Genomic DNA, 24,763 nt, shown 5'->3' with positions numbered 1-24,763 from the left:
ATCCCTACTATCCCGGTGCTGGTGGAAACCGACGGAATCGAGGCCGAAACAGTCACGTACTCGAACAGGTCTCGGCGACAGATCCTGGCGTGCACGGCGCGTGCGCGAGGAGGAACCGTTCACACCGTTGGCACCACACCGGAGACACTCGACGGAACAGAGAAACAGTGACTCGAAACGTGAAACGTGGAGACAGTACCCGCACCAGCCGCTCGAGAAGTGCTAGCTGAACGTGTGCGCTGCCAGGAGTCGGTAGCGCTAGCCTAATTGTTTCAGCGTTCGGAGGTCACGATCGGTTCGCATGAACTCGGCCATCCGACGGGAGGCGTGGCAGTTCGGACAGTGAAACATCGATGTGGAGGACGGGAGTTCGCCCGGGGAGACCTGCCACTCTTTCACACATTCAGGACACAATAGTTGAACGGTCGTTTCGACCATGCTATGGCAATACACACCCACCCTCAAAAACGTTGCCGCGACACTGACAGCGACACCGACGCCGAGTAGCTGTGGCGTCGACTTCCGGGCCGTCTGTCGACACTTCTGGGCAGTCTGTCGTCGGCTTTCGGGCAGCCTCGAGTCTCTATCGTCCGAATTTCTCGGCGGTAAGTGGCGGTTACGGCCGATTTGATTGCACTGGACGGCCGTGTTCAGAGATGACCACGAGTACTCGGTACGCGGTGCAATCACCACGAAAGGGGCAGACTCGCTCGACTCCGGGAGTCGCTGTCGCTTTCGGCGGGCGAGAGACGTCCTCGCGAACGGAGAAAACGAGGGGCAGTTTGTCGCGAGCGGAGAAAACGAGGGCAGCGTGTCGTGACCGAAGGAACCGCAGGGGATTTCGTGATGTTCGAATTGGTCGTAGACCAGTCAGTACGTCCGGGGAACCCAGCACTGGACTGGACACGAACGACCACACGAGTTACCACCAACCACCAGTGACCGCTCGAGAGCACTCGGACAGTCCATGCATAGCGCTGTCAGAGCACATGCTGGACTGGTGGTTGGGACGTTCGTCCGAAAACAAAATCGCTCACGCCATCGACATCCGTACTTGCACCACCATCGACAGCGACTGTATCGCCACCCTTAGACCGTCATCGTGTCGCCGGCCTCGAGCAGTTCCTTGTACCGGTTCCGGATCGTTACTTCCGAGATGTTGGCGACGGAACTCACCTCGTTCTGGGTAACCTTCTCGTTGGTCAACAGCGCGGCGGCGTACACCGCGGCGGCGGCGAGGCCGACCGGCGACTTACCGCTGTGGACGCCCTCCTCGCGAGCCGAGTCGAGCAGCTGGCGGGCACGGCGCTCGGTCTCGTCGGAGAGGTCGAGGTCGCTGATGAACCGCGGGACGTAGCTTTCGGGGTCAGCGGGCTTGATCTCGAGGTTCAGCTGACGAACGATGTACCGGTAGGTGCGGGTGAGCTCCATCCGGTCGACGCGGCTGACGGCGGCAATCTCGTCGAGGCTGCGCGGGGTGCCGGCCTGGCGGGCCGCCGCGTACAGCGACGACGTCGCAACGCCCTCGATCGAGCGGCCGGGGAGCAGATCCTCGTTGAGTGCCCGGCGGTAGATCACGCTGGCGGTCTCGCGGACGTTCTCCGGGAGTCCGAGTGCGCTGGCCATACGGTCGATCTCGCCGAGGGCCTGCTTGAGGTTGCGCTCTTTGCTGTCGCGGGTGCGGAAGCGCTCGTTCCAGGTGCGAAGCCGCTGCATCTTCTGGCGCTGGCGGCTCGAGAGGGCGCGGCCGTAGGCGTCTTTGTCCTGCCAGCCGATGTTCGTCGACAGTCCCTGATCGTGCATCATATTCGTGGTCGGGGCACCGACGCGGCTCTTTTTGTCCTTTTCGGCGGAGTCGAACGCACGCCACTCGGGCCCGCGGTCGATCTCGTCTTCCTCAACGACGAGGCCACAATCAGAACACACCGTCTCGGCGTGTTCGCTGTCGGAGACGAGCCGGCCGCCACACTCGGGGCAGTGTTCGCTCTCGTCTTCGTGCTCGTGCTCGCTCTCGGTCGACCGTGGCTCCTGCTCTCGCTGTGTCTCGCCACTGTAGGTTCGGAGTGTCGTATCTGTCATGGTGAATCGGGTTGGTTACTCAAGGCTGCCGGGTGGGGGAACCAGAAAGAAAACCCGGTCGCCTCAGCTAACACATGGTAAGGGCGAAAAGTATATAAAGTTTTCGGCTACTATATAAACAGTCCCCGGAACAGTTATGTGCGTTTCGGTTATAGGATGATCGATCATTGATAATTACGGCGTCCAGCAGGGGCCACTTGGCGTGCTCCACCAGGTCAGACAGTAAAAAGGTGTCCCTCCGTGGGGACGTCGAAGAGGCCGACACGAGCACCCGCATCGAGCCAGGCGTGGCCGTAGGAGAACGCCGCGAGCGCGTTCACCAGATCGTCGTCGTCCCGAAAGTGACGGCCGTCCTCGAGGTACGATTCGGCCATCTCGTAACACTCCTCGGCGGCCACTGCCATCGGTGTTTCCGCTGGTGGGGCGACCGTCGCTGCCTCGAGGGCCTCCGCGAGTAGCGTTCCGTAGCGATCGGTCTTTTCCTCGAGATCTGCGGCCATATTGGTTGGACGTCCGACGCGGCCGTAAACGCGTCGACTCGAGATCATCTCCTCTCCCGTATGACCGTGTCACACCAGCACATGCGATCGCGCCAAAGACGTATCCCGCTCGGCGTGATATCGCCACCGATGCGACTCATCGAGGTGCTCGTCTCGAGCGACGACCGGGAGGCGGTGCTGTCCGCGCTGGAGTCCGATGGGATCGATTACGTGGTCGTCACCGAGGACAGCACGGATAGCGCCGACGTCCTCGTCCAGTTTCCGCTCCCGACCCAGGCCGTCGAGGAGGTGCTCGAATCCCTCGAGGAAGCCGGAATCGACGATCAGTTCGTCATCGTGAGTTCGATCGAAACCGCCCGGACGCCGGGTATCGAGGATCTCGAGGAGCGGTTCGTCAGCGGCACCGAAACCGACGACAGCATCTTCTCCGAGGAGATTCGGACGCGGGCGCTGAACATGACGCCGAGTCGGCTCACTTACTACGCGATGACCGTCCTGAGCGCCATCGTCGCGACGGCCGGCCTCCTGCTCGACTCGCCCGCCATCGTCGTCGGCTCGATGGTCATCGCCCCCCAGGTGAGCGCCGCGCTGACCGGCACCGTCGGGATGGTGCTCAACGACCGGGGGATGATCGTGGGCGGAATCTCCTCGCTCGTCAGCGGCCTCGTGGCGGCGATGGGGGGTGCGTTTGTCTTCGCCTGGCTCCTTCGTTACGGTGGCGTCGTCCCGACGACGCTCGAGATCACGGCTATCAACCAGGTCAGCACCCGCATCGCCCCAGGACTCCTCTCGTTGATCGTCGGCATCTGTGCGGGAGCCGCCGGCGCGTTCGGCCTCGCCACCGCCCTCCCGGTTTCGTTGGTCGGCGTGATGATCGCCGCCGCACTCATCCCCGCGGCCGCCGCCGTCGGCATCGGCCTGGCGTGGGGTGGCCTCACGGTCGCCTTCGGCGCGTTCGTCCTGCTCGCGATCAACACCGTCTCGATCGTCCTCTCGGGCCTGCTCGTCTTCTGGTACCTGGGCTATCGCCCCGACGACTGGACACGCGGGGCGTTCCGGGCCAACCTCAGCCGAGAACACCTCGCGAACGTCGCTCCGGCGCTCGCAATTCTCATGGCGGCCCTCCTCGTCACCGGCGGCGTCCTCGGTCAGCACGTCCTCTTCGAACACGCCGTCAACGACGAGGCCCGCGAGGTGCTCGAAGATCCTGCCTACGAGGAACTCGAACTCGTCGACGTCCAGTCGACGTTCGCCGGGGCAAACCTCGCCGAGACCAATGCGGTCACGATCGTCGTCCGCCGACCCGACGGCGTCAGCTATCCCGATCTCGTCGAGGCGTTCGAAACCGCCATCGAGGAACGAACCGATCGGGACGTCGCCGTCACCGTCGAGTTTGTCGATCAGGTGGATGGCACGTAGGTCGTTTGTGTGCCTCGCTTCCGCTAGGCGGCCGGGCGGGAAACGCGCTCCGCGAACGTAAGGCTTTACGCCGTGTTCGCCGAACAGTAGAACATGAGCGACCAGCCTCGAGTCGAAATCTACACCAAAGATGACTGTTCCTACTGCGAGAAGGCGAAGGATCTCTTCGACGCCAAGGGCATCGAGTACGAGACCTACAACGTCACCGGCGACGACGACCTGTTCGAGGAGATGGTCGAGCGCGCCGAGGGGCGAAAGACCGCCCCCGAGGTGTTCATCGACGACGAGCTCGTCGGCGGCTGGGACGAGACCAGCGCCCTCGACGAGACCGGCGAACTCGACGAGAAACTCGGGATCGAACGCCCCGACTGCGAGATCGTCGAGCACCGACGCCTGCTCATCGCCGGGACGGGCATCGCCGGCCTGACCGCTGCAATCTACGCCGGTCGGTCGAACAACGCCCCCCTGGTGATCGAGGGCGACGAACCCGGCGGCCAGCTTACCCTGACGACCGACGTCGCCAACTACCCCGGCTTCCCCGACGGAATCAGCGGCCCGGAGCTGGTGAACAACATGAAAGCCCAGGCCCGCCAGTTCGGTGCCGAGTTCAAAAACGGCATCGTCACCGACGTCCAGCGCGTTTCCGAGCGGGCGGAGAGCCGTGACGCCGCCCACGAAGCCGGCGCCTCCGACCGCTCGTTTTGCGTCGAGCTGACCAACGGCGACCTGTACACCGCGGACGCCGTCATCGCCGCCTCGGGTGCCAGCGCCCGCACCCTCGGCATCCCCGGCGAGGAGGAGCTGATGGGCTACGGGCTCTCGACCTGTGCGACCTGTGACGGCGCGTTCTTCCGCGACGAGGACATGCTCGTCGTCGGCGGGGGTGACGCCGCCATGGAGGAAGCCTCCTTCCTCACGAAGTTCGCCGACACGGTCTACATCGCCCACCGCCGCGAGGAGTTCCGCGCGGAGGACTACTGGATCGACCGCGTCCACGAGCACGTCGAGGACGGGAACATCGAGATCATGAAGAACACCGAGGTGATCGAGATCCACGGCTCGCCGGAGGACGGCATCGACCACGCCACCCTCGTGCGCAACGAACTGGGCCACCCCACCGACCGCCTCGAGGATCCCGAAACCGAGGAGTTCGACTTCGAGGTCGGCGCGGTCTTCTTCGCCATCGGCCACACCCCCAACACGGCGTACCTCGAGGGCACCGGCGTCGAACTCGACGAGGAGGGCTACCTCCAGACCCGCGGAGGCGACGGTGGCGGCCAGACGGCGACGGGCGTCGAGGGCATCTTCGGTGCAGGTGACGTTGTCGACTTCCACTACCAGCAGGCCGTGACCGCGGCGGGTATGGGCTCGAAGGCGGCAATCGACGCCGACGAGTATCTAGAGTATCTCGAGCGCGAGCGCGAGAGCGAGCTTGAGGAGACAGCGGACGTGCCGGCGGCCGACGACTGATTGGGGCCTGGATCGAGGTTCGGTTTGTGTTGCGGTTGTAGTGTGTATTTGGTGCGCGTTTGGTGCGTGTGTTAACGCTGGTTAGCGACTGTAGCGAGTCGGATCCGAGTTGCTCGAGCCGTCGATCCGAATTGTGCCAGTTGCGATGGTGTACCGTGGAGCGTTCCTAGTCGTGTCTGTTAGGTGCCCGACCGTGTCTGTAGTAGTGTCCGCGTGAGGCTCGAGTGTGATGGACAGCTACTTGATCGATCTCTCCACCATCATACTCGTCTACTCATCACGATCCACCGTACACGTCCATTCATCACGACCTGACTCAGATCCTCGCGCGGGTACGCGTGATGAATGAAAATAGCGGAACAGTTGCGGAACACGCCATCCGATAGCGTGACCCATCTTGATCGCGATCGACCCACTCGAGCCGGCTGTCGGGGACGAACGTGAGCCGCTGTTGGGGGCGATCGAGGATCGAGCAGGCGAGAGTGGTGTATCGGTGGCTAGGTCATCGGATAGGGTGAAACGGCGAGACGGAACAGTGCGGTTTCGCTAACGTCCTGCACCCGTTACTCGAAGCAACGCCAGGACTCGCGGTGAGCGGTCGCTATGGAGGATAGTACTGCGGCTACGAAGTGTAGCGTTCAATAAAAGTGAAACCGCGGGCCGGAGTGAATCCGGTGGTTAGGTTACGACGTTAGTCCTGACGGCGGAGTGCCAGCATGGCGGCTCCGAGCAGGGCTGCGAGGGCGACGGCGACACCGAATCCGGGCTGACCGTCGTCATCGGTCTCGTCGTCGTCATCGTCGTCGTCGACGACATCGTCATCGTCGTCGTCGTCAGGTGCGGCATCGTCGTCATCGTCGTCGTCAGGTGCCGCGTCATCGTCATCGTCGTCAGGGGCTTCGTCATCGTCGTCGTCAGGGGCCTCGTCATCGTCAGGGGCCTCAGTTTCGACGTCGACGGAGCCGCTGTCGAGTTCTTCACCGTCGAGGGAGAGCGTCCAGTCGTAGGTACCGTCCTCGAGGTCAGCGACTGCTTCGCTGAATGCCTCGGAGGCACCTGCTTCGAGGGACACTTCCTCGTCGATCACGGACTCGCCGTCGAAGACGAACTCGACCGTGGTCTCGCCGTCGGCGTCACCAGTATTGGAGACTTCGACGTCGATGTTGGCCGTGTCCTCGTCAACGGTTACGTCGTGCGTGGCTTCGAACTGAGCTTCTGGCTCAGGCTCGGCGTCCACGACGACTGCGTCGTTGTAGATCCGGTCGTCACCGAGCGTGGTTCGGATTTCGAACTCGTCGCCAACTGCACGGTCGCTCAGGTCAACGGTGGCGGCGAAGGAGCCGTCATCGTTGACGTCAGCGGACGTGCGTGCGACGCTCTCGGCGAAGCGGAGACGGAACTCAGCGTTGTCTCCACCGGGGGCGATGTTGGTCTCACCCTCGATGACTGCTTCATCGGAATGGGTGAGTTGGAGTCGGTCGTCCTCGTCGAAGTCGCCGACGAGTTCGACGGAGCGCTCTTCAACCGAGAAGGTGTCCGAGACTTCGACGTCCTCGTCGTGGTATACGTTCTCGTCAGCGTCGATGCTGAACGTCACGTCCCAGGTCTGGTCAACGCTAGCGTTGCTTGCTTCCTGATCAACGACGACGTAGAACGCGCCGCTGTCAGCGTCCGTGTGGACTTCCGCCCATTCGGCGGAGATAGCGTCGCTCAGGTTGACCGAGTCAGCCGAGCCGAATCGTGGCTCCTCAGTGTCCTGGAAGATCATCTCGAGACCTTCGTCGTCGTCGAAGTCATCAGCGTCGAGGTATCCGTAGAGACCGGTTGCCTCAACTTCGAAGACGAGGTGGTCACCTTCAGCGACGTTGTTGCGCTCGAGCGCGTTCTCGAGGATGTCCTCGAGATCGTCATCGGCAGCAGGCTCGGAGACAACGTAGGTGTTCAGGTCGCCAACGGAGCCGGCTTCGAGCGTGATGAACGCAATGTCATCCTCGTCCTCCGTCTCACCGTCTGGGAAGACGTGCATCTCGAGGATGTCTGCTGGGAGGCGCGCATCGTCGTATTCCTCCAGGCTGTTGTCGTCTTCGACAGTAACAGTGTCGTCCTCGTCAACAGCTTCGAAGGCATCAGTTCCGCCCTGACCGGCCAGGTACGTGTTCATACGGACGGTGACTTCGCCGTCACCGCTGCCGTCCTCAACCGTCAGGTTAGCCTCGTAGTATTCTTCACTGTCGTCGAAGATCGTGACGTTTGCGGAGTCACCACCATCGAATTCGACGGTGAACTCGACGTAGTCGCCGGTGATACCGTCGTAGTTGTCAGCACTGAAGCTGGTTGCGAAGTCAGGTGCTTCACCGACGCTGATCTCTGCCGTGTCCTCAGCGGTGGTGTCCGAGACGCTCACGGTGAACGTGTAGTCGCCCTCGGCCCAGCCGGTGAAGTCGGCGTCGAGTTCGTCAGCGGTGTGACCCTCGATCACGACTGCGTCATCAACGTCTTCCATGGTGTCAGCAGCGTCACCGAAGGTTGCGTTGAGATCCTCGGCGCTGACAGCATCGCCGTCAGCGTCCTCGGCACTCACGTAGAGGTCAACTTCGTCGCGTGGCTGGTCGCTAACATCATCGTAGCTGAGGGTAGCGGAGGAGCCAGCATTGACTTCCTCAGAGTCCCAGTCAACCTCAATGACCTGCTCACTGAACCACATGGTGCTCGAGTCTTCGTCAGCGGTCGTGTCATCGTACTCAACCTCGAGGTAGTACGGACCATCGAGGTCTTCGGTCAGAGCGGAGCTAAGGGTGACGGACTCATCGCTCACACGGAGCGTGGTCACTCTGTCACCTTCGCTGCCACTTGTACCTTCGATGACGTTAACCGCGTCAGCGTTAGCACCGAGTTCGGTTACGTTGATAGTCTGTCCCTGGTAATAGTCCTCATCTGAGGAGATATTCTCAAATGTGGTTGTGCGCTCACCGTCATTGTGCGCAGCAGCAGCGGAGCCTGCGAAGGCAGCGCCACCGATGGCAACAACGGAAAGCACCATCAGCACAGCCATCAGGGCTGAGCTAACTTTCTGTTTCGTTCCTGTCATTGTTATCGTTGTATTGTTGTTACGGCAACAGTATCGTTCGTGCCCAATCACACATTACCGTGTGTGAGGCCCTACTTACTACTGTCACCCTGGGTAGGGGTATTAGATACCGATGGCCTATAATTATAAATGCTTTGTGGTGGGTCTGGGGTGTGCGAAACCCACACAAATGGCCTCGAGGAGCAGTGTAAGCCTGTATTACTCGAGACGTGATCGACAAATCACCGCGAGATCACATATAAAGTCCCGTGACTGTCGAGCGTGAAACACTCAGCGAGGCTGACAGCACGAAACACCGGCAAAACGCGTCGCTCGAGCGATATAAACACCGGTTTGCGTAGTTTTTCCCATCCCAGAGATCAGAAAATGAAAGTGTAGTCTCCGGACTCGAGACAATCAGGAACGTCGCACGCTCACAGTTTCGAACGCGTCTGAGAGTGTGGGAAACCCATCAGGGTGGAGACGCGACCGACCGACTCCCATCGGGAGCGCAGACTCGACACTCGTCTACGCAGCCGAGATGTCGCTACGACCCAACCCGTCCCTGCGATCCCGAACGAATGCTCGAGCCCACATAGCGTACCGAATCAGACCGAGAACTCGAGCCAGCCCTGTATCCTGAATCGGTACGGCGACTCGAGCCAACCCAGCACCAAGAGTTAAACACAGGACTCGAGGCCACCGATCCACCGTCAAAAAACGAACCCTCCTGAAACCGCCTCAATCCCGCGTCACGATCTCGATCTCGTGCCCGTCCTGATCCTTCGTAAACGCGTACCGATCCCCACAGGACTCCGGATCGCGATAGTCCTCGCTCTCGCGCTCGAGCACCTGCTCCCAGACGTCGTGGAGGTCGTCGACCCGAACCGCCAGGTGGCCCCAGGCGTCGCCCATCTCGTAGCTCCGCCCGTCGTAGTTGTACGTCAGCTCGACGGTCATCTCCTCGTCGGCCGCCCCCTCGCGCTGCACGAAGTAGTTCGCGAAGGTGTCGGCCTCCCAGCGACCGATCTCGTCGTACTCGAACGTCCGCGTCCAGTAGCCGAGCGCCTCAGTCGCATCCTCGACGCGGATCATCGTGTGATCGAGCGACCACTTCGCGCCGTAGTCGCGCTTCACGATCTCGATCTCGTGCCCGTCCGGATCCTGAACGAAGGCGTAGCGGTTCCCGCAGGACTCCGGATCGCGGTAGTCCTCGACGCCCTCGTCCATCAGCTGCTGGTAGCTCGACTCGAGTTCGTCCTCCGGAACCCGAACGGCGATGTGCCCCCAGGCGTCGCCCATCTCGTAGCTCCGGCCGTCGTGGTTGTACGTGAGCTCGAGGAGCGAGCCGTCGTCGTGCATGTCCGCCGATCCGAGGAAAACGTTGGTGAAGGTGTCGGCCTCCCAGCGGCCCTTCTCCTCGTAGTCCAGATGCGTCTGGTACCACTCCAGCGATTCCTCGAGGTCTTCGACGCGAAGCATAACGTGATCGAGCGTTGCGTCCATATCCGAATCCTCAGTCGCCGGCGGCAAAAGAATAGCGGAGACGGCGATCTGGACGACGGCAACCGACGACGCTTTGACCCTCCCAGACAGGCCATCGAGTATGACCCCGACCGCGAACCCGACCTCGGCCTCGATCCCGACGATCAAATTCGTCACCAGCAACGAGGGCAAAGTCGAGGAAGCCCGCGAGTACCTCGAGGGCCTGGCACACGTCGAACAGGTACGCTACGACTACACCGAAATCCAGAGCGACGAGCTCGCCGACATCGCCACTCGAGGTGCTCGAGAGGCCTACGACGCCCTCAGAGAGGACGATCCGGATCGCGACCTCGAGGGCGTCCTCGTCGACGACACCGGCCTGTTCGTCGACGCGCTGGGCGGCTTTCCCGGCCCCTACGCGGCCTACGTCCAGCACACCGTCGGCGTCGAACGGCTGTGGCGACTCGCCGAAAGCGAAGCAGAGGACGACCGCCGGGCACACTTCCGAACCGTCCTCGCCTACGCCGACGCCGACGGCGTCGAAACCTTCGAGGGCTCGGTCGCCGGAACGCTCGTCGCCCCCCGCGGCGAGGGCGGCTTCGGCTACGACCCAATCTTCGAGTACAACGGCCAGACGCTCGCGGAGATGACCGCCGCGAAGAAAAACGCCATCTCCCACCGCGGACGCGCCCTGGCAACGTTCGCCGACTGGTACGCCGAACGCTGACGATCCGGTTCAGGTCGTACTGCTCTCAGCTCATACGCTCGAGTCCTCGCGTGCGTGGTCAACGACTGAAAGTTCGAATCAATAGTGGTCAAAGAGTGGTGGTCAGCGTACACACAGACTGATCTGTAACCGCATCGAACACCGCGAAAGCCCCTCATTCCCACCCGCAATGCCTGTTCGGCCAGCTGACATGGGTGGGAATGAAAGGGGCTGGCGCGGTCGATCCCTCCCGGGCGACTAAAGCACGCGAGCGACGCGAGCGCGCGCATGGAGCCCCGGTGGGTCGAGCGTGCCAGGGGCTTTCGCGGTGATTACACTGCGATTCGATTGTTCGCAGCACGCCCAACCCAATAGATCCACACACACGAGAACCCCCGCGCTTTTTCGATCCCACCCTCCTACCCTCGAGCATGCCCACTCAGGAGTCGGGCTCGAGCGACCAGCGCCACCCAAAAACGGCCCTCATCACCGGCGGTAGCCGCGGCATCGGTCGCGCCCTGGCCGCCGAGTTCGCCGCCGACGGCTGGGAGCTGGTGCTGGTCGCTCGAGACGAGGAACGACTCGAGGCAGCGGCCCGGAACCTCCACGACGAGTACGACGTCGCCGTCACGGCGATTTCGATCGACCTCGTCGAGTCCGACGCCCCCGAGCGAATCCGCGATCACCTCCTCGAACGCGAGATCCGGATCGACGCCCTGGTGAACAACGCCGCCACGGCGACCTACGGCCCGTATGCCGAGAGTGACCTCGAGACCGAACGTAACCTCCTGCGGGTCAACGTCGAAGCTCCGCTCGCGCTCATCAGCCAGTTTCTGCCGCCCATGCGCGAGCGAAACGACGGGCTCATCCTCACCGTAGCCTCGACGGCCGCCTTCCAGCCGGGGCCGTACATGGCCGGCTACCACGCGAGCAAGGCCGCGCTCGTCTCCGCTACCGAGTCCATCGCCGAGGAGTGCCGGGATTCAGGCGTCACCGTCACGACCCTCTGTCCCGGGCCCGTCTCGACGGGCATCCACGACCGCAGCGGTCGGGGGTCGTCGTGGCTTGAGCGTCGATTCATGCTCACCCCCGAACGGGTCGCGGCGGCGGGCTATCGGGGCGCAAAGCGCGGTGACGGGATGGTGATTCCCGGCCGCCGAAACCGGATCCTCGCCACGTTCGCCCGCCTGCTCCCCCATCGCCTGCGGCGTCGCTTCGGACGGTGGGTGGTCGTCCCCGGTGTGATTCCCTGGCGGAAACAGGAGTGAGCGTCTCGAGACCGAGCGACATCGCTCGCGGCCTCGCTGCCAGTTGCTGCTCGAGCACCGGTTCACAAGCCCCAGCCGATTACTGACGACCGCTCACGCGCGCGGATTCCGATCCGGCCCCGGATACGAACCGCCTTCGACTGCCTCGTAGAGGCTCTCGGGATCGAACAGCGTGGCGAACGCGTCGGGCGGCCGCACGCTCACAGACACCCGTGGCTGGAGGGTGAGCCCGGCTTTCGCCGACGTGAGCCGGTCGTCGAACGACAGCAGGTGGGCGGCCCGGCCCTGGTAGGCCGAAGCCAGCGCGGGGTGATCCCCCGGTGGCTGTTCGACCCGGACGCGCTCGGCCTCGAGTCGCTCGCGGTGGGCCGCCGCCAGGTCGCGATCCCCCAGCTCGGCGACGATCGCTTCCGTATCCGCAAGCAACTCGTCGGAGGCGACCAGCTCGACCCAGGAGTGACGCCGAACCTGATCCATGGCCTCCCGGGCCGGCCCGCCGAGGAAGACATCGGCCGCGAGCACGTCCGCGTCGGCGACCACCCGGGCCGGGTTCGGCTGCTCAGGCATCGTCGTCCTCCCGCCGCGTTGCCAGCGCCGTCGCGATCGCCTCCCGATCGACGTCGAACGTCGCCCCGCGCTCGAACAGCGCTTGCCAGTTCTCGGTCATACCACTCTCGGTCATATCTCGTTACTCGCGTGCGCGAGGAAAAAGCCCTTCCCGTCGCTCGAGTACCAATGCTTCCCACCACTCGAGCGCTCGTGCTATCCAAGTCCGAACTGATGGGTGAAACCGGATTACTGGTAGCGGTTTCACGCCCCTGTCGACGCCTGCTCGAGTACCAGCCACACGAGGAGGCCGGCCACCAGGGCGATGCCGATGTTGACGAACGCGCCCACGAGGGCGACCCCGAGGACGACCGCCCACTCGCGGGAACCGGACAGCGGGGCCAGCGCGCTCCGCCCGAGTTCGACCGCGACTACGGCGAGCAAGACGCCGAGTAGCGCGAGCGGGAACGCCGCGAGGAGACCCCCGGTGACGACGAGCGCGAGCGCGAGGTAGCCCCCGCCGAGGATAAGGTTCGCCCCGGCCGTCCGGGCCCCGAAGGCGTACTTTCCGGCGAGGCCACCGCTGCCGTGACACATTGGCAGGCCCCCGGCGGGAATCGCCGCGAGACACGTCGCTCCCATGCTCTGGGCGAGGTCGTCCGGCGACACTCGTCGGTCGTACAGATCCGCGGACAGCAGCGCCGTCGCGATGGCGGCGTTCCCGAGAGTCATTCCCAGCTGGGCGACCATCCCCTCGAGCGCACCGGTCGTGAGGGTGGGAACCCCGCTCGGGAAGATCGCCAGCGCAGGGAGTCGTGGCGTTGGAACGCCGTAGGCGAAGACGGCGACGCCACCGCCGATCCCGAGGACGACGAGCGCGCTCGCCCGCCGAAACCCGACCAGGGAAAGAGCGATCACGAGGGCGACGCCCAGGAGCGCCACGGGCATCGACGCCATCGAGAGGTCGAACGCGGCCTCGAGGAGCAAGAGGGCGACGGCCAGCTGGATCCCCCGTACTACGGGTTCGCCGACGATCGCCTCGAGTCGGCCGACGAGCCCCATCCGGCCGGCGACCAGCAACGCGGCCCCGGCGAGCAACCCGGCTCCGGCCAGTTCGGGGGCCGACAGCGACCCGACGATTGCCAGTCCGACCAGCGCCTTCATCGGCTCAAGCGACATCGGCATCCCGTACACCAGTCCCCAGACGATCTGGAAGACGCCGAAGCCGACGAAAATGTGGGCCAACGAGACGTCGGTCGTCGCGGCGAGGGCCACGATGAGTGGAACGACCGTAACCGAATCCCCAATTGCACCGGTTACCTCCGAGACGGTGAACTCGATGGGGCGTCCCGGGAGGTCGACGCTCGAGAGTGCCATTAGAACAAACGAACGGCCTCAGTTGGGGTAGCAGTTTCGCAACCGAGGGCGGGTAAGAGATGCCGTATACGCAACCGAAAGCAGTTACACCAAACCAGCTGCACCAAACCAGTTACACCAGTCGTTCCGAACACCGCGAGAAAATGCGAGTCCGTCCGCATTGAACCTCGAGCATTGTTGCCAGCGTCGCCCTCGAGCGCAGTCGACAGCGTCAGGCCTCGAGCGCAACCGATAGCAACGTCTCGAGTTCGGCCTCCACGTCGTCGTCGACTGGCTCGAGCGGCCGTCGCGGCGATCCGACAGGCTGGCCCCGGAGCGACAGCACCGCTTTCACGCCCGGCACGCCGTAGCGCGCTGTGATCGCGCGATTGAGTTCGACAAGGTCGGCGTTCAGCGACCGTGCCCCATCGACATCCCCACCCCGGTGGCGCTCGAACACCGTCGCGGCTCGCTCGGGGACGGCGTTGGCCAGCGCCAGCACCCCACCCGCTGCACCCGTGTCGAGCGCCGCTGCATAAACGCTGCCGCTACCGACGAGCACCGAAAAGTCCGCATCGTCCGTGAACCGGACGAGTCGCTGTATCGACTCGAGGCTGCCACTCGAGTCCTTGATCCCGGCGACGTTCTCGTGGCTCGCCAGCGACTCGACCGTTCGCGGCGAGAGCGCGTGATCGGTGAACTTCGGGACGCTGTAGCAGTAGATCGGGATCGGCGACGCGTCGGCCAGTTCCCGGTAGTATCGCCCCAGCGCGGCGTCGTCGCTGCCGTAGTACGAAGGGGTGACCACGAGCGCCGCATCGGCACCACTTTCGGCGGCGCGCTCGGTCGCCTCGAGCGTCGGCTCGAACCCCTCGTGACCGGTGCCCGCGAGCACCGGCTTGTCAGTAGCGGCCGCGACGGTCTCGACGACCCGCGTCCGTTCCTCGAGGGTCAAAAGCGGTGCTTCGCCGGTCGAGCCACAGGGGACGAAGAAGTCGACCCCGCCGTCCTCGAGCCAGGTAGTGAGCGACGCCAGCGCGTCGTGGTCGACTGCTCCCGCCTCGGTAAACGGCGTTGCCAGTGGGACGCCAGTGCCGTGCATAGCGGCCGTTCGGTCGGCGGGGGTTTATCTCGAGGGGTCGCGGCAGGTGACGTCACCACTGTAGCCACCGGACGACAGCCGGCGACCGACCACGTGTCCCGTCAGATCAGCAATTCTAAGCCCGCGCCTCGAGAACCGACGGTCGTGACTGATCCCGATTCAGAGCCCGCCCTCGGCAAGATCGACCGGTCGTTCTTCGACCGCCACGTGGCGACCCGTCTCGGTGCCGATCGCGAGGACGTCGCCCTCGGGCCGACTCACGGCGTCGACTTCGGGGTGGTCGACGTCGGCGACCAGGCCGTCGCGATGGCGACCGACCCCGTGTCGATTCTTCCCGACCTCGGTTTCGAGCGGGCGGCGCGGTTCGCCCTCGACCTGATCCTGGCGGACGTCGCCGTCAGCGGGATCCCACCGAGCCACCTCTCGATCTGTTTCACGCTCCCCCCGGAGATGACAGACGCCGAGTTTGCCACCGTCTGGAAGACCATCCACGCCGAGTGCGCCGATCTCGGCGTCGCGGTGACGACGGGCCACACCGCCCGCTATTCCGACTGTGCGTACCCATGGGTCGGAGCGGCTACCGTCCTCGGCGTCGGCGACCACGCCGAGGTAATCCGCCCCGACGGCGCTCGACCCGGCGACCGCCTGCTCGTGACCACCGGCCCCGCCGTCGAAGCCGTCGGCCTGTTGAGCACCCTCTTCGGCGAGCGCGTCGGCGTCTCGGGGACGACGCTCGAGGCCGCCCAGTCCTGCCTCGACGACGTCTACTGCGTTCGGGACGCGCTCACGGCTGCCGCGGCCGGCCCGGTGCGGGCGATACACGACGTTACCGAGGGCGGGCTCGCCGGTGCGCTCAACGAGATGGCGACCGGCTCGAACACCCAGTTCGACGTCGAGCGGTCGGCCGTTCCCCTGCGACCCGCAGTCGAATCGGTGTGTGACGCCCTCGCGTTCGACCCCTGGACGGCCACCAGCTGTGGCTCGCTCGTCCTGGCCGTCGACCCGGAGGGCGTCGACGACGTACTGGCAGCGCTCGAGGGCCGCAGAACGACCGTCGCCCCCATCGGGACGGTTCACGAGCGCGACGCGGACGCCCCCGCAGTCGTCGTCGACGGCGAGCCCCTCCCCCACCCCGAAACCGATCCGTCCTGGGACGTGTACGCCAGACTGGCCGACGAGTAGGGCTTCCACAGGAGCAGGGCGCAGGTGGAACCAACTCGAGTCGTCTCGAGCCACCTCGAGCAGAGCCGACGGAACGAACCGAACCAACACGCCGGTCTCGATCCGACGATCAGGGGCAGAAATCGTCCAGTATCACTGACCCACAGGATCTCGAGACCATACAGCAGCCGAGGCAGTAGCCATTTGTACAACCAAGTAATACCACCAGTATGGACGAACTCGGCAAAGCCGACCGCGCGTTCTTCGAGGAGTACATCTACCCGAACCTCGGTGCCGACCGCGAGGACGTCCGGCTCTCGCCGGCCCACGGCGTCGACTTCGGCGTGATCGACGTCGGCGGACGAGCCGTCGCGATGGCGACCGATCCGGTGTTCATCATGCCCTCGCTCGGCTTCGAGCGGGCCGCGTGGTTCGCCTTCCACATCCTGTTCAGCGACGTCGCCGTCTCCGGGCTCGAGCCGGCGTACCTGAGCATCGACTTCAACCTCCCGCCCGAGATCACCGACGAGGAGTTCGCGACGGTCTGGGAGACGTTCGACCGCGAGGCTCGCGACCTCGGCGTCTCGGTCGTCACCGGACACACTGCTCGCTACGCCGGGTGCAACTACCCCATGGTCGGCGGCGCTACCGCACTCGCCGTCGGCGATATGGAGGATCTAATCCGTCCAGACGGTGCCCAGCCAGGCGATCACGTCGTCGTTACCAAAGGGCCGGCCGTCGAGGCGACCGGCCTCATGGCCATCCAGTACGGGGATGTCCTCGCCGACGACCTCGCACCCCACGTGCTCGAGGCGGCGAAAGACCGCTACTTCGACATGAGTCCTATCCAGGAGGCGATGCTCACGGCCTCGGTCGCCGGGGATGCCGTCACCGCGATGCACGACGCCACCGAGGGCGGCGTCTACGGCGGCCTCTTCGAGATGGCCCGGGCCGCCGGCGTCGGCATGGCGATCGAACGCGACCGAATTCCCGTCCTGTCCGGCGTGCTCGAGACCTGCGACGCCGTCGGCATCGATCCCTGGATCTCGATCAGCGAGGGCACCCTGTTGGCGACGGTCGCCCCCGAAGGCGTCGACGACGTCCTCTCGGCCCTCGAGAACGAGGGGATTCCCGCAGCGATCGTCGGCGAGGTCACCGACGGGAGCGGCGTGACCGTCGACGGCGAGTCGATCGACCACCCGGGAACCGACCCGTTCTGGGGTGCGTTCGAGGCGATGGCCGAACACGCCTCGAGCGGAGGTGAGTGGTGATGGCCGAACACGCCTCGAGTGGAGGTGACCGCTGATGGAACGAGCCACGCCGATTTCGCGACCGGTCGCGCTCACCGTCGCCGGCAGCGATTCCGGTGGCGGCGCGGGCATCCAGGCCGACATCCAGACGATGGCCGCCCACCGGGTCTTCGGGACGACGGCCATCACGGCGGTGACGGCCCAGCACACCCGCGGCGTCGAGTCCGCACACGTCCTCCCGCTCGAGGAAATCGACGCCCAGATTCGCGCCGTCACCGACGATTTCGACGTCCGGGCGGTCAAGACGGGGATGCTCGCGACCGCCGAAATCGTGGATCTCGTCGCCGACCACGCGGCCGAACTCGAGGTGCCGGTCGTCGTCGATCCCGTCATGGTCGCCACCTCGGGCGACAGGTTGCTCGATCCCGAAGCGGAGGCGGCCTACGAACACCTGCTGACCGAAGCCACGTTCGTCACCCCCAACGCCGACGAAGCCGAGGTGCTGACCGACGTGTTGGTCGAGGACGCTGAGAGTGCCCGTGCCGCCGGGGACGCCCTGCTCAACCTCGGCGTCGACGCGGCGCTGGTAAAAGGCGGCCACGTCCCGGGCGACACCGTTCGTGACCTGCTGGTTACTCCCGATGGCGCCACGACGTTCACCCACCCACGGATCGACACCGAAGCGACCCACGGCTCGGGGTGTACTCTCTCGGCGGCGATTGCCGCCAGACTGGCACGCGGGGAAGGCCTCGAGTCCGCCGTCGAGGCGTCGACCGCGTTCGTCGGGCGAGCCGTCCGCTCCCACTACGACGTGGGCCGGGGGCCCGGTGCGGTGAATCCGTTCGTCGACCTGCTCGAGTGAAGGGTGACGTGCAACCGCGGTAGCACTCGCCCCTGCCAGCACGATTATGCCGCCGGCGGCCCTGACTCGACGCATGCCCGAAAGCCCATTCGACGTCGAGATCGTCGTCGGTGAGGTCGTCCGCGCGGAGGCGTTCCCCGAGGCGCGAAAGGAGTACATGACGAAGCTCTGGATCGATCTCGGCGAAGAACACGGCACGGTGCAGTCGGCCGGCCAGCACGACTACCACTACGACCCCGAGGAACTGGTCGGGCGACAGGTGCTGTGTGCGACGACCCTCGGCTCGGTTCGGATCGCCGGATTCACATCCGAGGTACTCACCGTCGGCGTCCCGAGCGAGGACGGGTATCCGGTACTGGTGACGCCCGATTTCGAAGTCGGGAGCGAAATCCCCCTCGGCGGCGTGTTGTACTGAGCATACGATTTGTACGTGAATCGCTTCCCCACATAATTCGGTTCATCACCAAAGTATCCAAATAAATAGAGCAGCAACTGCAACGAGGTATACACGGATCGTATCCCCTGATTGCGATCAGGTATGTTTTGACTTTCGGTGGGTATTATGAGAACTACGAGCTCGTTCCAATTGTCTCGATTGCTTTCTGGCGTACAATCGGATACAGGTCGACTCGCCAATGAGAGCGCGCCTCACCACGGTTTTCTGCTTGCCTCGACTGACCTCTTCTTCTTTCACGACCGTCGTTCCGGCCTGCTGGAGCATCTCAACCAGTTCGTCCGCCGTGTAAAACGATACCAATAGCCCCCGTGTGGCTTCCTCGTCGATTGCAGAGGCGATCTCGACGAAGTACTTGAGCCCGTAAAAAATGGCGTACGGTACCAGTTTGTCGGGCCCAACGTGGCTCGGGTGATAAATGTCTTTGATGATGAGATGGCCTCCCTCCTTCAGGAGGTTCACCGCCTCGATCAATGCGGCTTGAGCTTTCAGTTTCGACTGCGACCGGTTCGCTCCAACGAGGTGGTGAAGAACATCACTCATGACGACAAACTCGAACGATTCCGGCTCGAACGGCAGCGGGAGATCCGTTGCTGATCCCTGGACATAGCGGGCCTGAACGGCGTCGTTCGGGTCGGGGAGCATCGTCGTCGAGAGATCCAGTCCGTACGCCTCCGTCACGTCAGTTTGGTTCAACGCGTACTCGAGCAAGAGTCCGTCGCCACACCCAATCTCCAGCAGCCGGTCGCCCTCGCTACTCAGGTCGGCGATAAACTCATCGACGATGGGCCAGGAACTGATTTCTTCTACGGATTTCTCGTGCGTGTATGTTTCTGACGCTGTATCAAAATACTGGCCTACTTCGATCTCGTTCATTTCCCTTCAGTGCCGAAAAACTGGGCTCAAAGTCATTAGTATTGACCAATTTCCCGGAAGTATAATCGCCATTATATAAGTAGGAATGATAAAATGCGTAGCAGATACGTTCGGCACGTCGGACACCCGTTCTCCTGATCGCACCCCGGTATCCAGAAGACGCGTCCTCAAAGCGCGAGTCTCACCTCGATACTGATGCGACAGCGAGAGTGGTCAGGTCGGGACGGTGTCTATGGTCTACTGATCGCGGGCATTGTAGACGATGTCGACGTCGGCGTCACCGAGGACGGTCACGTCCTCGACCTCGCCGTCGAACCAGTAGGCGTCGAGCCAGTTGCCGACGGCACCGCGGACGGCCCGACCCTCGATGATGTCGTCCTCGTCGATCGAGGCGTTCCGATAGTCGGATTTCACGACGTTCCCGGTGGTTCTGAAGGAGTACGTTGCCGGATCGTCTGTCTCCGTCCCGTCGATAACGATCGCGTGAGGGAGCAGTTCGTGGTCGCCGATGTCCGCGACGTCGACGGCGTCATCGTTGACTCGAACCGTTGCGTCACCGTCGGTGAACGTGACGTCGGTGAGCGCGCCCGAGTAGGTGAATCGCTGGGTCGAGTCGGTGATCGAACTCTGCACCGTCGTCCCGGAGACGACCGTCACGTCCTCGACATCGTCGCCGTCGTAGGCGATCGTCCCGTCGACGGTCACTTCGAAGCTCGCAGGCTCGCCGGTACCCTCGATCTCGAGAACGTTCGGACGGTCGACGCCGTAGTCGCTGGGGTCGATCTCCTCGCCGTTGAGAATAGCCGTGGCCGGCCCGTCGATCGTCAGTTGCTCGAGGTCGCCATCGAACCGGAAGGCGTCGCGCCAGTTGGCGACGGTTCCCTGGACGTGGCCGTCCTCGAGTTCGAGCCCGTCGTCGATCGTCGCGCCCTCGTCGGTCGAGGGAACGAGCTCGCCGTCGACGGTGAACTCGTACCGGGAAGCCGACTCGTCACTGCCCTCGACGAGCAGGACGTTCTCGAGTCGGTCGTCGAACCGGTTGGGGTCGATCTCGACGCCATTGACCCGAACCGCTGCGTCGCCGTCGACGCGGAGGGACACGATCGACCCCTCGAAACGGAAGGCGTCGAGGTAGTTGGCGACGACACCCTCGGCGTGGCTCCCGTCGACCTGGGCTTCGGCGTCGATCGTCGCGTCGTCGTCCGTGCTGGGTTCGACCGCACCGCTGGCCGTGAACTCGTACTCGGTCGTCTCGGCCGTCGCCTCGCGGCCGTCGAAGACGATGGTGTTCGGCAGACTCGAGGTGGACTCCTGACCGCTCGCCTGGCTCTGACCGTCGGCGCTCGAGGACGCCGACCCGCCCGCGGCTTCCTCCGCGCTGGTCGGACAGCCGTCGGGGACCATATCGCGCGGGTTCGTGCCGTTGCCCGACTGGAGGTCGATCGTCGCGCCGCTCGTCCGCCTGAGACCGCCGTTGAATCCGGTGTCGTACTGCGTGTTACGCATGTGGACGCTGGTTCCTCGGCCGTTTGCCCCGGCGACGACCGCGTAGTGGCGACCGCCCGTCGCGAGCTGACAGTCCTCCACGGTGACCATGCCGGGTGCCCAGGCCCAGACGCCACGGCCGTTTTTGTGTGCGGCCGTGTTGACGGCGGTACAGTTCGTCACCGAGCCCTCGCCGAGGCGGAAGTGAGAGACCCAGGAGTCCCGGGAGTAACAGTTCGACAGGTCGACCGTCCCACCGGCACCGCCGTGCATCGGCGCGGAGCAGTAAAACGAGTTGTCACCCATCTCCTGAATGTTGACCCGGTCGATGTCGATGTGCCCGCTGTGCTGGGGGGCGACCCAGATGCCGAGTCCGTGGCGGTGGCCGCTCGTCGCGCCGTCGCCGATGTAGACGTTCTCGATGCGCGAGGTGTTGCCGCCCCGGTCGGAGACACCAAACGTCGCGTTCGTTCCGGTCACACGTCCTTTGATCCCGACGTTTCGGATCGTCCAGTTCGTGCCGTGGGCGGCGATCGTCACGCGCGCACCAGTAGCCGTACAATCGATCAACACGTTCTCGAGCGTCTCGTTCGAGTCGACGTTGATTACGCGTCGTTGTCCCGCACCGACGGAAATGACGTCGTACTCCGACGCGGCGGCGCTGCCTGCGCCTGCGGCGATCGCCGTGCTCGCGATCGCGCTCGCCGAGGCGAGCTTCAGGTAGCTTCGTCGGTGGAGTAATCCGTTATTACCGGTAAAATCGCCGTTTTCGTCGCATCCTGCGGCCAAATCGTCGCTATCCAGTTCCGAAGAGTCGCGTGCCATGCAAGTTGGTAATCCGGACATACCAACATAAATCTTCCGTAGATATTAACAGTTGATTTTACAGATACTAACAGTTGTGAGAATTTATCTCGAAGAAACTATGGTTGAACTCCCACAATTCTTTATATCTCAACTTGGGGAAGCAAGACGTCTAATATGGTATTACCAGGCCAGACGCCCGAATTAGCCCGAACGAATCGATGTATCCACCTTCGAGATAGTTCTGCTCGAGTGAGTAACATCCGGGTAACGAGCTACTACCCCTCGGGAACGGAGACTATCACGGAGCGATTACCGGAAGCAGGAGCAAGAGGTTCCGTCGAACACTGGAATAGGCAGTGCTCGAGTTCACACGCGAGAGAAGAGGTGAGCGTACGTGCGACGTCTGGAAACAGACATTAGGAGCCGTACGAAAACAAAAATACCGCCTCTTGTGAGTCAGCAGCAAGCCGGGAAAACAGCGAGACCGAATTGCACCGAATCGGTGTATGCACCAGGCGTAGGAGGGCGCACCGCACGCGTCAGCAGGAACCACCGCACACGTCAGCGTCGTATGATCGTCGAATCAGGCGTCGTCGCCAGCCGCCGCCTCCTCGGGCGTTTCTGGAACGCCGTTGGGAATGACCGGATCGGGATCCGTCCCGACGTCGTCGCCGAGGTGAACCGTCGAGCCAGCCGTCTCGTTGACCCCACCGTGGAAGTCCGTACTGTAGTCGGTTTCTTCGACCTCGACCGTCGTACCGTTGCCGTTCGCCCCGGCGTCGATCGCGTAATTGTGGCCGTTGATGTCGAGCTGGCAGTTCTCGATCTCGCAGGTGCCGGGTGACCAGACCCAGATCCCGCGACCGCCGTAGCCGTCACGGTCGACGTAGACGTTGGAGTTCGTCACGGCGCTGCCTTCAGAACCGATCCGGAAGTTGGAGACGTAGTTGTTCGCCGCGAAACACTGATCGATGTGGATCGAGCCGCCGCCCTTACCGGCGGGCGCGGAGGCGTAGATGCCGTTGTCTGGGAAGTTCTGAACGTTGACGCGCTTGAAATCGATGTGTCCGTTGTGATCCGGAGCGACCCAGAACGCCGTTTCGCCGACTGCCTGGGAACCGTGAACCGCGCCGTCGGCGACGTAAACGTTCTCGATCGTGCTCGAGCCGCCGCCGACGTCGGAGATGCCGAACGCGGCGTCCGGCGCGCCGTTGTCGAACTCGCCCTTGATACCGACGTTGCGAACCGTCCAGTCGGTCGCGTGCGCGGCGATCGTCACGCGCGCACCCTCGGCCGTGCAGTCGTACAGCACGTTCTCCAGCGTCTCGCCGTCCTCGAGTGTGACCAGGAGATCCTCACCGGCATCGAGTGTCACCGTCTCGTAGTCGTCGGTGTCGGCCGCCACGGCAGCGGTGCCAGCACCGACCGCGGCCGTCGCGACAGCGGCCGTCGCGATCGAACGGAGGTACGATCGGCGGGGTAAGACCGAATTACGGGTGGAAGTCGAAGATTCAACGTCGGTAGTGGGAGACTTCTTCGCCATGCATTTGCGTAACCTGGCCTTTCACACATAAACTTTTTCGTTGCACATTCATTAAATTTACATATTGTAGTTCGAACCAGACTGTTCGTTCACGATTTTTTGGACGAATGATCAGGTAGAGAAGAACATACGGATCGATTGGACAGGCCTCCGTCGGCCGAATAAGCGACGATTACGCGCTTCCAGGCAATCATTTTCCCTCTGATAGCGCTATCGCTCTCCTGTATGCAGGGATTACGACGCTCGAACCGGTCGTAACACGATCATACGAATTCCGCTGTACGTGTAAGCCACTACTACCGAATGAAACAGTTGGCAACTGAGCCCGATACGTCGACCTACCGGGGGACGGGCTTCACCGGGGTCGTGTCGATCCTCCACTGACCTCGAGCCGATTAGCTGATCCTCGAGGCGATTTATTGCATAATGCGCGAATGCGTGCTCGCGCGTATGACACCAACGCAGTCGACGCCCTATCGCCACGACACCAACGTAGTCGACGTCCTATCGACGGAACGAGCGCCCTCGCGGGACACCAATGCATCACCGGAACTGACACTCATGTGAATAGCCAGCACAGTACAAGGCCGGGGGAGTCGACACTTGAGGTATGGACGAGGTCAAACTCAGCCGGGTCGAACAGATCCTCGAGGAACTCCCTTACCCTGTCTCTCGGGCGGAGGCCGCTAGCGCGTTCGACGACGTGACGTTGTTGCTGGCGGACGGCGAAACCAACCTGGGAGACGCCATTGCGGACACGCACAGCGACGAGTACGACTCCGCAGATGCCCTCGAAGACTCGTTGTACAACGTGCTCCCGCGGGAAGCCATCGGCGAGCCGTACCAGTCGGAAGGAGAGGGGTAGCCACCCAACCGAGATCGTCGCTCCAGCATCCCCGATCAATTCCTGCCGTCGCTCGAGATGGCCGCGGTCGGCCAGCGCCCAGCGGGAGAACGCGCCATTAATGTGTCTCGACCGCTGTAGCCGGATACATGGAGTTCTGCGACGAATGCGGCTCGATGATGAAAGCGGACGACGGACTGTGGGTCTGTGGCAGCTGTGACTTCACGAAGCCGAAAGGCAACAGCGACGCCTACATCGTCACGGAAGACCAGGAAGCCTCCGAAGTGATCGAATCCTCCGAGGAATCCGCCCTCCCTAAAACGGAAACCCGCTGTCCCGAGTGTGGGAACGAGGAAGCCTACTGGTATCTCCAGCAGATCCGCTCGGCAGACGAGTCCGAGACGCGCTTTTTCATCTGCACCGCCTGTGAGTACAAGTGGCGCGAGGACGACAACTAATTATACTCATCCGTTTCGAGTCGGC

Annotated in this window: 21 protein-coding genes and 2 pseudogenes; 10 read left to right on the top strand and 13 right to left on the bottom strand. The window is 63.4% G+C overall.

Features of this window, described 5'->3' with window-relative positions; translation table 11 throughout:
• Positions 1 to 258: 258 nt before the first annotated feature.
• From NGM68_RS12115 to NGM68_RS12105, 3 genes are all read right to left on the bottom strand, one after another.
• Positions 259 to 438, bottom strand: a complete 180-nt coding sequence (locus NGM68_RS12115) for a DUF7836 family putative zinc-binding protein (RefSeq protein ID WP_252698460.1) — start codon at positions 436 to 438, stop codon at positions 259 to 261.
• Between the two features lie 651 nt (positions 439 to 1,089).
• On the bottom strand, positions 1,090 to 2,079 hold the full coding sequence (locus NGM68_RS12110; RefSeq protein ID WP_252698459.1) for a transcription initiation factor IIB: 990 nt from the start codon (positions 2,077 to 2,079) through the stop codon (positions 1,090 to 1,092).
• Positions 2,080 to 2,294: 215 nt separating this feature from the next.
• Positions 2,295 to 2,579, bottom strand: coding sequence for a DUF357 domain-containing protein (locus NGM68_RS12105; RefSeq protein ID WP_252698458.1), 285 nt, complete (start codon positions 2,577 to 2,579; stop codon positions 2,295 to 2,297).
• 129 nt (positions 2,580 to 2,708) lie between these two features.
• Between NGM68_RS12105 and NGM68_RS12100 the strand changes: the two genes are divergently transcribed.
• Together NGM68_RS12100 and NGM68_RS12095 are read left to right on the top strand one after the other, a co-directional pair.
• A complete protein-coding gene (locus tag NGM68_RS12100; protein WP_252698456.1) occupies positions 2,709 to 3,998 on the top strand; it encodes a TIGR00341 family protein in 1,290 nt (429 codons plus the stop codon).
• A gap of 93 nt (positions 3,999 to 4,091) precedes the next feature.
• Positions 4,092 to 5,468: an FAD-dependent oxidoreductase gene (locus tag NGM68_RS12095; RefSeq protein ID WP_252698454.1), complete on the top strand. Its 1,377-nt coding sequence runs from the start codon at positions 4,092 to 4,094 to the stop codon at positions 5,466 to 5,468.
• A gap of 691 nt (positions 5,469 to 6,159) precedes the next feature.
• Here the strand turns inward: NGM68_RS12095 and NGM68_RS12090 are convergent.
• The 3 genes and pseudogenes from NGM68_RS12090 to NGM68_RS12085 all read right to left on the bottom strand — a co-directional run bounded on the left by NGM68_RS12090 (position 6,160) and on the right by NGM68_RS12085 (position 10,041).
• Positions 6,160 to 8,298 carry a DUF7827 domain-containing protein gene (locus tag NGM68_RS12090; RefSeq protein WP_252698452.1) on the bottom strand — a complete coding sequence of 713 codons (2,139 nt, stop codon included), beginning with the start codon at positions 8,296 to 8,298 and terminating at the stop codon, positions 6,160 to 6,162.
• 162 nt (positions 8,299 to 8,460) lie between these two features.
• A pseudogene (locus NGM68_RS18345) lies at positions 8,461 to 8,556 on the bottom strand (surface glycoprotein); the annotation flags it as partial.
• A gap of 720 nt (positions 8,557 to 9,276) precedes the next feature.
• On the bottom strand, positions 9,277 to 10,041 hold the full coding sequence (locus NGM68_RS12085) for a VOC family protein (protein WP_252698450.1): 765 nt from the start codon (positions 10,039 to 10,041) through the stop codon (positions 9,277 to 9,279).
• A gap of 100 nt (positions 10,042 to 10,141) precedes the next feature.
• Here NGM68_RS12085 and rdgB point away from each other — a divergent pair, with 100 nt between their 5' ends.
• Together rdgB and NGM68_RS12075 are read left to right on the top strand one after the other, a co-directional pair.
• On the top strand, positions 10,142 to 10,747 hold the full coding sequence (rdgB, locus tag NGM68_RS12080) for an RdgB/HAM1 family non-canonical purine NTP pyrophosphatase (RefSeq protein WP_252698448.1): 606 nt from the start codon (positions 10,142 to 10,144) through the stop codon (positions 10,745 to 10,747).
• Positions 10,748 to 11,157: 410 nt separating this feature from the next.
• Positions 11,158 to 11,994: an SDR family NAD(P)-dependent oxidoreductase gene (locus NGM68_RS12075; protein WP_252698441.1), complete on the top strand. Its 837-nt coding sequence runs from the start codon at positions 11,158 to 11,160 to the stop codon at positions 11,992 to 11,994.
• Positions 11,995 to 12,087: 93 nt separating this feature from the next.
• Here the strand turns inward: NGM68_RS12075 and NGM68_RS12070 are convergent, their stop codons facing one another.
• The 4 genes from NGM68_RS12070 to NGM68_RS12060 all read right to left on the bottom strand — a co-directional run bounded on the left by NGM68_RS12070 (position 12,088) and on the right by NGM68_RS12060 (position 14,998).
• Positions 12,088 to 12,561 (bottom strand): DUF7384 family protein, encoded by a 474-nt coding sequence (locus NGM68_RS12070; RefSeq protein WP_252698436.1) that lies wholly within the window; start codon positions 12,559 to 12,561, stop codon positions 12,088 to 12,090.
• Complete coding sequence (locus NGM68_RS18205) at positions 12,554 to 12,676, bottom strand: hypothetical protein (RefSeq protein WP_256469883.1); 123 nt, start codon at positions 12,674 to 12,676, stop codon at positions 12,554 to 12,556. Before NGM68_RS18205 ends, NGM68_RS12070 begins: the two co-directional genes overlap by 8 nt.
• 128 nt (positions 12,677 to 12,804) lie before the next feature.
• The gene (locus NGM68_RS12065) at positions 12,805 to 13,917 is read right to left on the bottom strand and encodes a putative sulfate/molybdate transporter (RefSeq protein ID WP_252698435.1); all 1,113 of its coding nucleotides are present in this window, start codon (positions 13,915 to 13,917) and stop codon (positions 12,805 to 12,807) included.
• A 211-nt stretch (positions 13,918 to 14,128) separates the two neighbouring features.
• Positions 14,129 to 14,998, bottom strand: a complete 870-nt coding sequence (locus NGM68_RS12060; protein WP_252698433.1) for a dihydrodipicolinate synthase family protein — start codon at positions 14,996 to 14,998, stop codon at positions 14,129 to 14,131.
• A 144-nt stretch (positions 14,999 to 15,142) separates the two neighbouring features.
• Between NGM68_RS12060 and NGM68_RS12055 the strand changes: the two genes are divergently transcribed.
• The 4 genes and pseudogenes from NGM68_RS12055 (at position 15,143) to NGM68_RS12040 (ending at position 18,686) form a co-directional block, all read left to right on the top strand.
• On the top strand, positions 15,143 to 16,180 hold the full coding sequence (locus NGM68_RS12055; RefSeq protein WP_252698431.1) for an AIR synthase family protein: 1,038 nt from the start codon (positions 15,143 to 15,145) through the stop codon (positions 16,178 to 16,180).
• Positions 16,181 to 16,389: 209 nt separating this feature from the next.
• On the top strand, positions 16,390 to 17,430 hold the full coding sequence (locus tag NGM68_RS12050) for an AIR synthase family protein (protein WP_252698429.1): 1,041 nt from the start codon (positions 16,390 to 16,392) through the stop codon (positions 17,428 to 17,430).
• Positions 17,431 to 17,464: 34 nt separating this feature from the next.
• Positions 17,465 to 18,262: pseudogene (gene thiD, locus NGM68_RS12045) on the top strand (bifunctional hydroxymethylpyrimidine kinase/phosphomethylpyrimidine kinase); the annotation flags it as partial.
• 82 nt (positions 18,263 to 18,344) lie between these two features.
• Positions 18,345 to 18,686 carry a tRNA-binding protein gene (locus NGM68_RS12040; protein ID WP_252698417.1) on the top strand — a complete coding sequence of 114 codons (342 nt, stop codon included), beginning with the start codon at positions 18,345 to 18,347 and terminating at the stop codon, positions 18,684 to 18,686.
• A 117-nt stretch (positions 18,687 to 18,803) separates the two neighbouring features.
• On the opposite strand, the gene NGM68_RS12035 is transcribed toward NGM68_RS12040, so the two are convergent.
• From NGM68_RS12035 to NGM68_RS12025, 3 genes are all read right to left on the bottom strand, one after another.
• Entirely contained in the window at positions 18,804 to 19,601 is a 798-nt protein-coding gene (locus NGM68_RS12035) for a class I SAM-dependent methyltransferase (protein WP_252698415.1), read from the bottom strand.
• 237 nt (positions 19,602 to 19,838) lie between these two features.
• The gene (locus NGM68_RS12030; RefSeq protein ID WP_252698414.1) at positions 19,839 to 21,911 is read right to left on the bottom strand and encodes a right-handed parallel beta-helix repeat-containing protein; all 2,073 of its coding nucleotides are present in this window, start codon (positions 21,909 to 21,911) and stop codon (positions 19,839 to 19,841) included.
• Positions 21,912 to 22,476: 565 nt separating this feature from the next.
• Complete coding sequence (locus tag NGM68_RS12025; RefSeq protein WP_252698412.1) at positions 22,477 to 23,436, bottom strand: hypothetical protein; 960 nt, start codon at positions 23,434 to 23,436, stop codon at positions 22,477 to 22,479.
• Positions 23,437 to 24,046: 610 nt separating this feature from the next.
• On the opposite strand from NGM68_RS12025, the gene NGM68_RS12020 reads away from it, so the two are divergent.
• Together NGM68_RS12020 and NGM68_RS12015 are read left to right on the top strand one after the other, a co-directional pair.
• A complete protein-coding gene (locus tag NGM68_RS12020) occupies positions 24,047 to 24,301 on the top strand; it encodes a DUF5789 family protein (RefSeq protein WP_252698410.1) in 255 nt (84 codons plus the stop codon).
• A gap of 128 nt (positions 24,302 to 24,429) precedes the next feature.
• Positions 24,430 to 24,738, top strand: coding sequence for a transcription factor S (locus NGM68_RS12015; RefSeq protein ID WP_252698408.1), 309 nt, complete (start codon positions 24,430 to 24,432; stop codon positions 24,736 to 24,738).
• The last annotated feature ends 25 nt before the right edge of the window (positions 24,739 to 24,763 follow it).

Source organism: Natronosalvus vescus (assembly GCF_023973145.1).
GTDB lineage: Archaea > Halobacteriota > Halobacteria > Halobacteriales > Natrialbaceae > Natronosalvus > Natronosalvus vescus.
The sequence above is the reverse complement of the archived record's forward strand: the minus strand, read 5'-3'. Positions and strand labels throughout refer to the sequence as shown.

Coding starts and splice junctions, on each gene's coding strand:
- NGM68_RS12115 (WP_252698460.1), bottom strand. CDS start 438: ATGGTCGAAACGACCGTTCAACTATTGTGTCCTGAATGTGTGAAAGAG.
- NGM68_RS12040 (WP_252698417.1), top strand. CDS start 18,345: ATGCCCGAAAGCCCATTCGACGTCGAGATCGTCGTCGGTGAGGTCGTC.
- NGM68_RS12085 (WP_252698450.1), bottom strand. CDS start 10,041: ATGGACGCAACGCTCGATCACGTTATGCTTCGCGTCGAAGACCTCGAG.
- NGM68_RS12030 (WP_252698414.1), bottom strand. CDS start 21,911: ATGGCACGCGACTCTTCGGAACTGGATAGCGACGATTTGGCCGCAGGA.
- NGM68_RS12065 (WP_252698435.1), bottom strand. CDS start 13,917: ATGGCACTCTCGAGCGTCGACCTCCCGGGACGCCCCATCGAGTTCACC.
- NGM68_RS12035 (WP_252698415.1), bottom strand. CDS start 19,601: ATGAACGAGATCGAAGTAGGCCAGTATTTTGATACAGCGTCAGAAACA.
- NGM68_RS12070 (WP_252698436.1), bottom strand. CDS start 12,561: ATGCCTGAGCAGCCGAACCCGGCCCGGGTGGTCGCCGACGCGGACGTG.
- NGM68_RS12095 (WP_252698454.1), top strand. CDS start 4,092: ATGAGCGACCAGCCTCGAGTCGAAATCTACACCAAAGATGACTGTTCC.
- NGM68_RS12025 (WP_252698412.1), bottom strand. CDS start 23,436: ATGGCGAAGAAGTCTCCCACTACCGACGTTGAATCTTCGACTTCCACC.
- NGM68_RS18205 (WP_256469883.1), bottom strand. CDS start 12,676: ATGACCGAGAGTGGTATGACCGAGAACTGGCAAGCGCTGTTCGAGCGC.
- NGM68_RS12060 (WP_252698433.1), bottom strand. CDS start 14,998: ATGCACGGCACTGGCGTCCCACTGGCAACGCCGTTTACCGAGGCGGGA.
- NGM68_RS12105 (WP_252698458.1), bottom strand. CDS start 2,579: ATGGCCGCAGATCTCGAGGAAAAGACCGATCGCTACGGAACGCTACTC.
- NGM68_RS12075 (WP_252698441.1), top strand. CDS start 11,158: ATGCCCACTCAGGAGTCGGGCTCGAGCGACCAGCGCCACCCAAAAACG.
- NGM68_RS12100 (WP_252698456.1), top strand. CDS start 2,709: ATGCGACTCATCGAGGTGCTCGTCTCGAGCGACGACCGGGAGGCGGTG.
- rdgB (WP_252698448.1), top strand. CDS start 10,142: ATGACCCCGACCGCGAACCCGACCTCGGCCTCGATCCCGACGATCAAA.
- NGM68_RS12020 (WP_252698410.1), top strand. CDS start 24,047: ATGGACGAGGTCAAACTCAGCCGGGTCGAACAGATCCTCGAGGAACTC.
- NGM68_RS12110 (WP_252698459.1), bottom strand. CDS start 2,079: ATGACAGATACGACACTCCGAACCTACAGTGGCGAGACACAGCGAGAG.
- NGM68_RS12015 (WP_252698408.1), top strand. CDS start 24,430: ATGGAGTTCTGCGACGAATGCGGCTCGATGATGAAAGCGGACGACGGA.
- NGM68_RS12050 (WP_252698429.1), top strand. CDS start 16,390: ATGGACGAACTCGGCAAAGCCGACCGCGCGTTCTTCGAGGAGTACATC.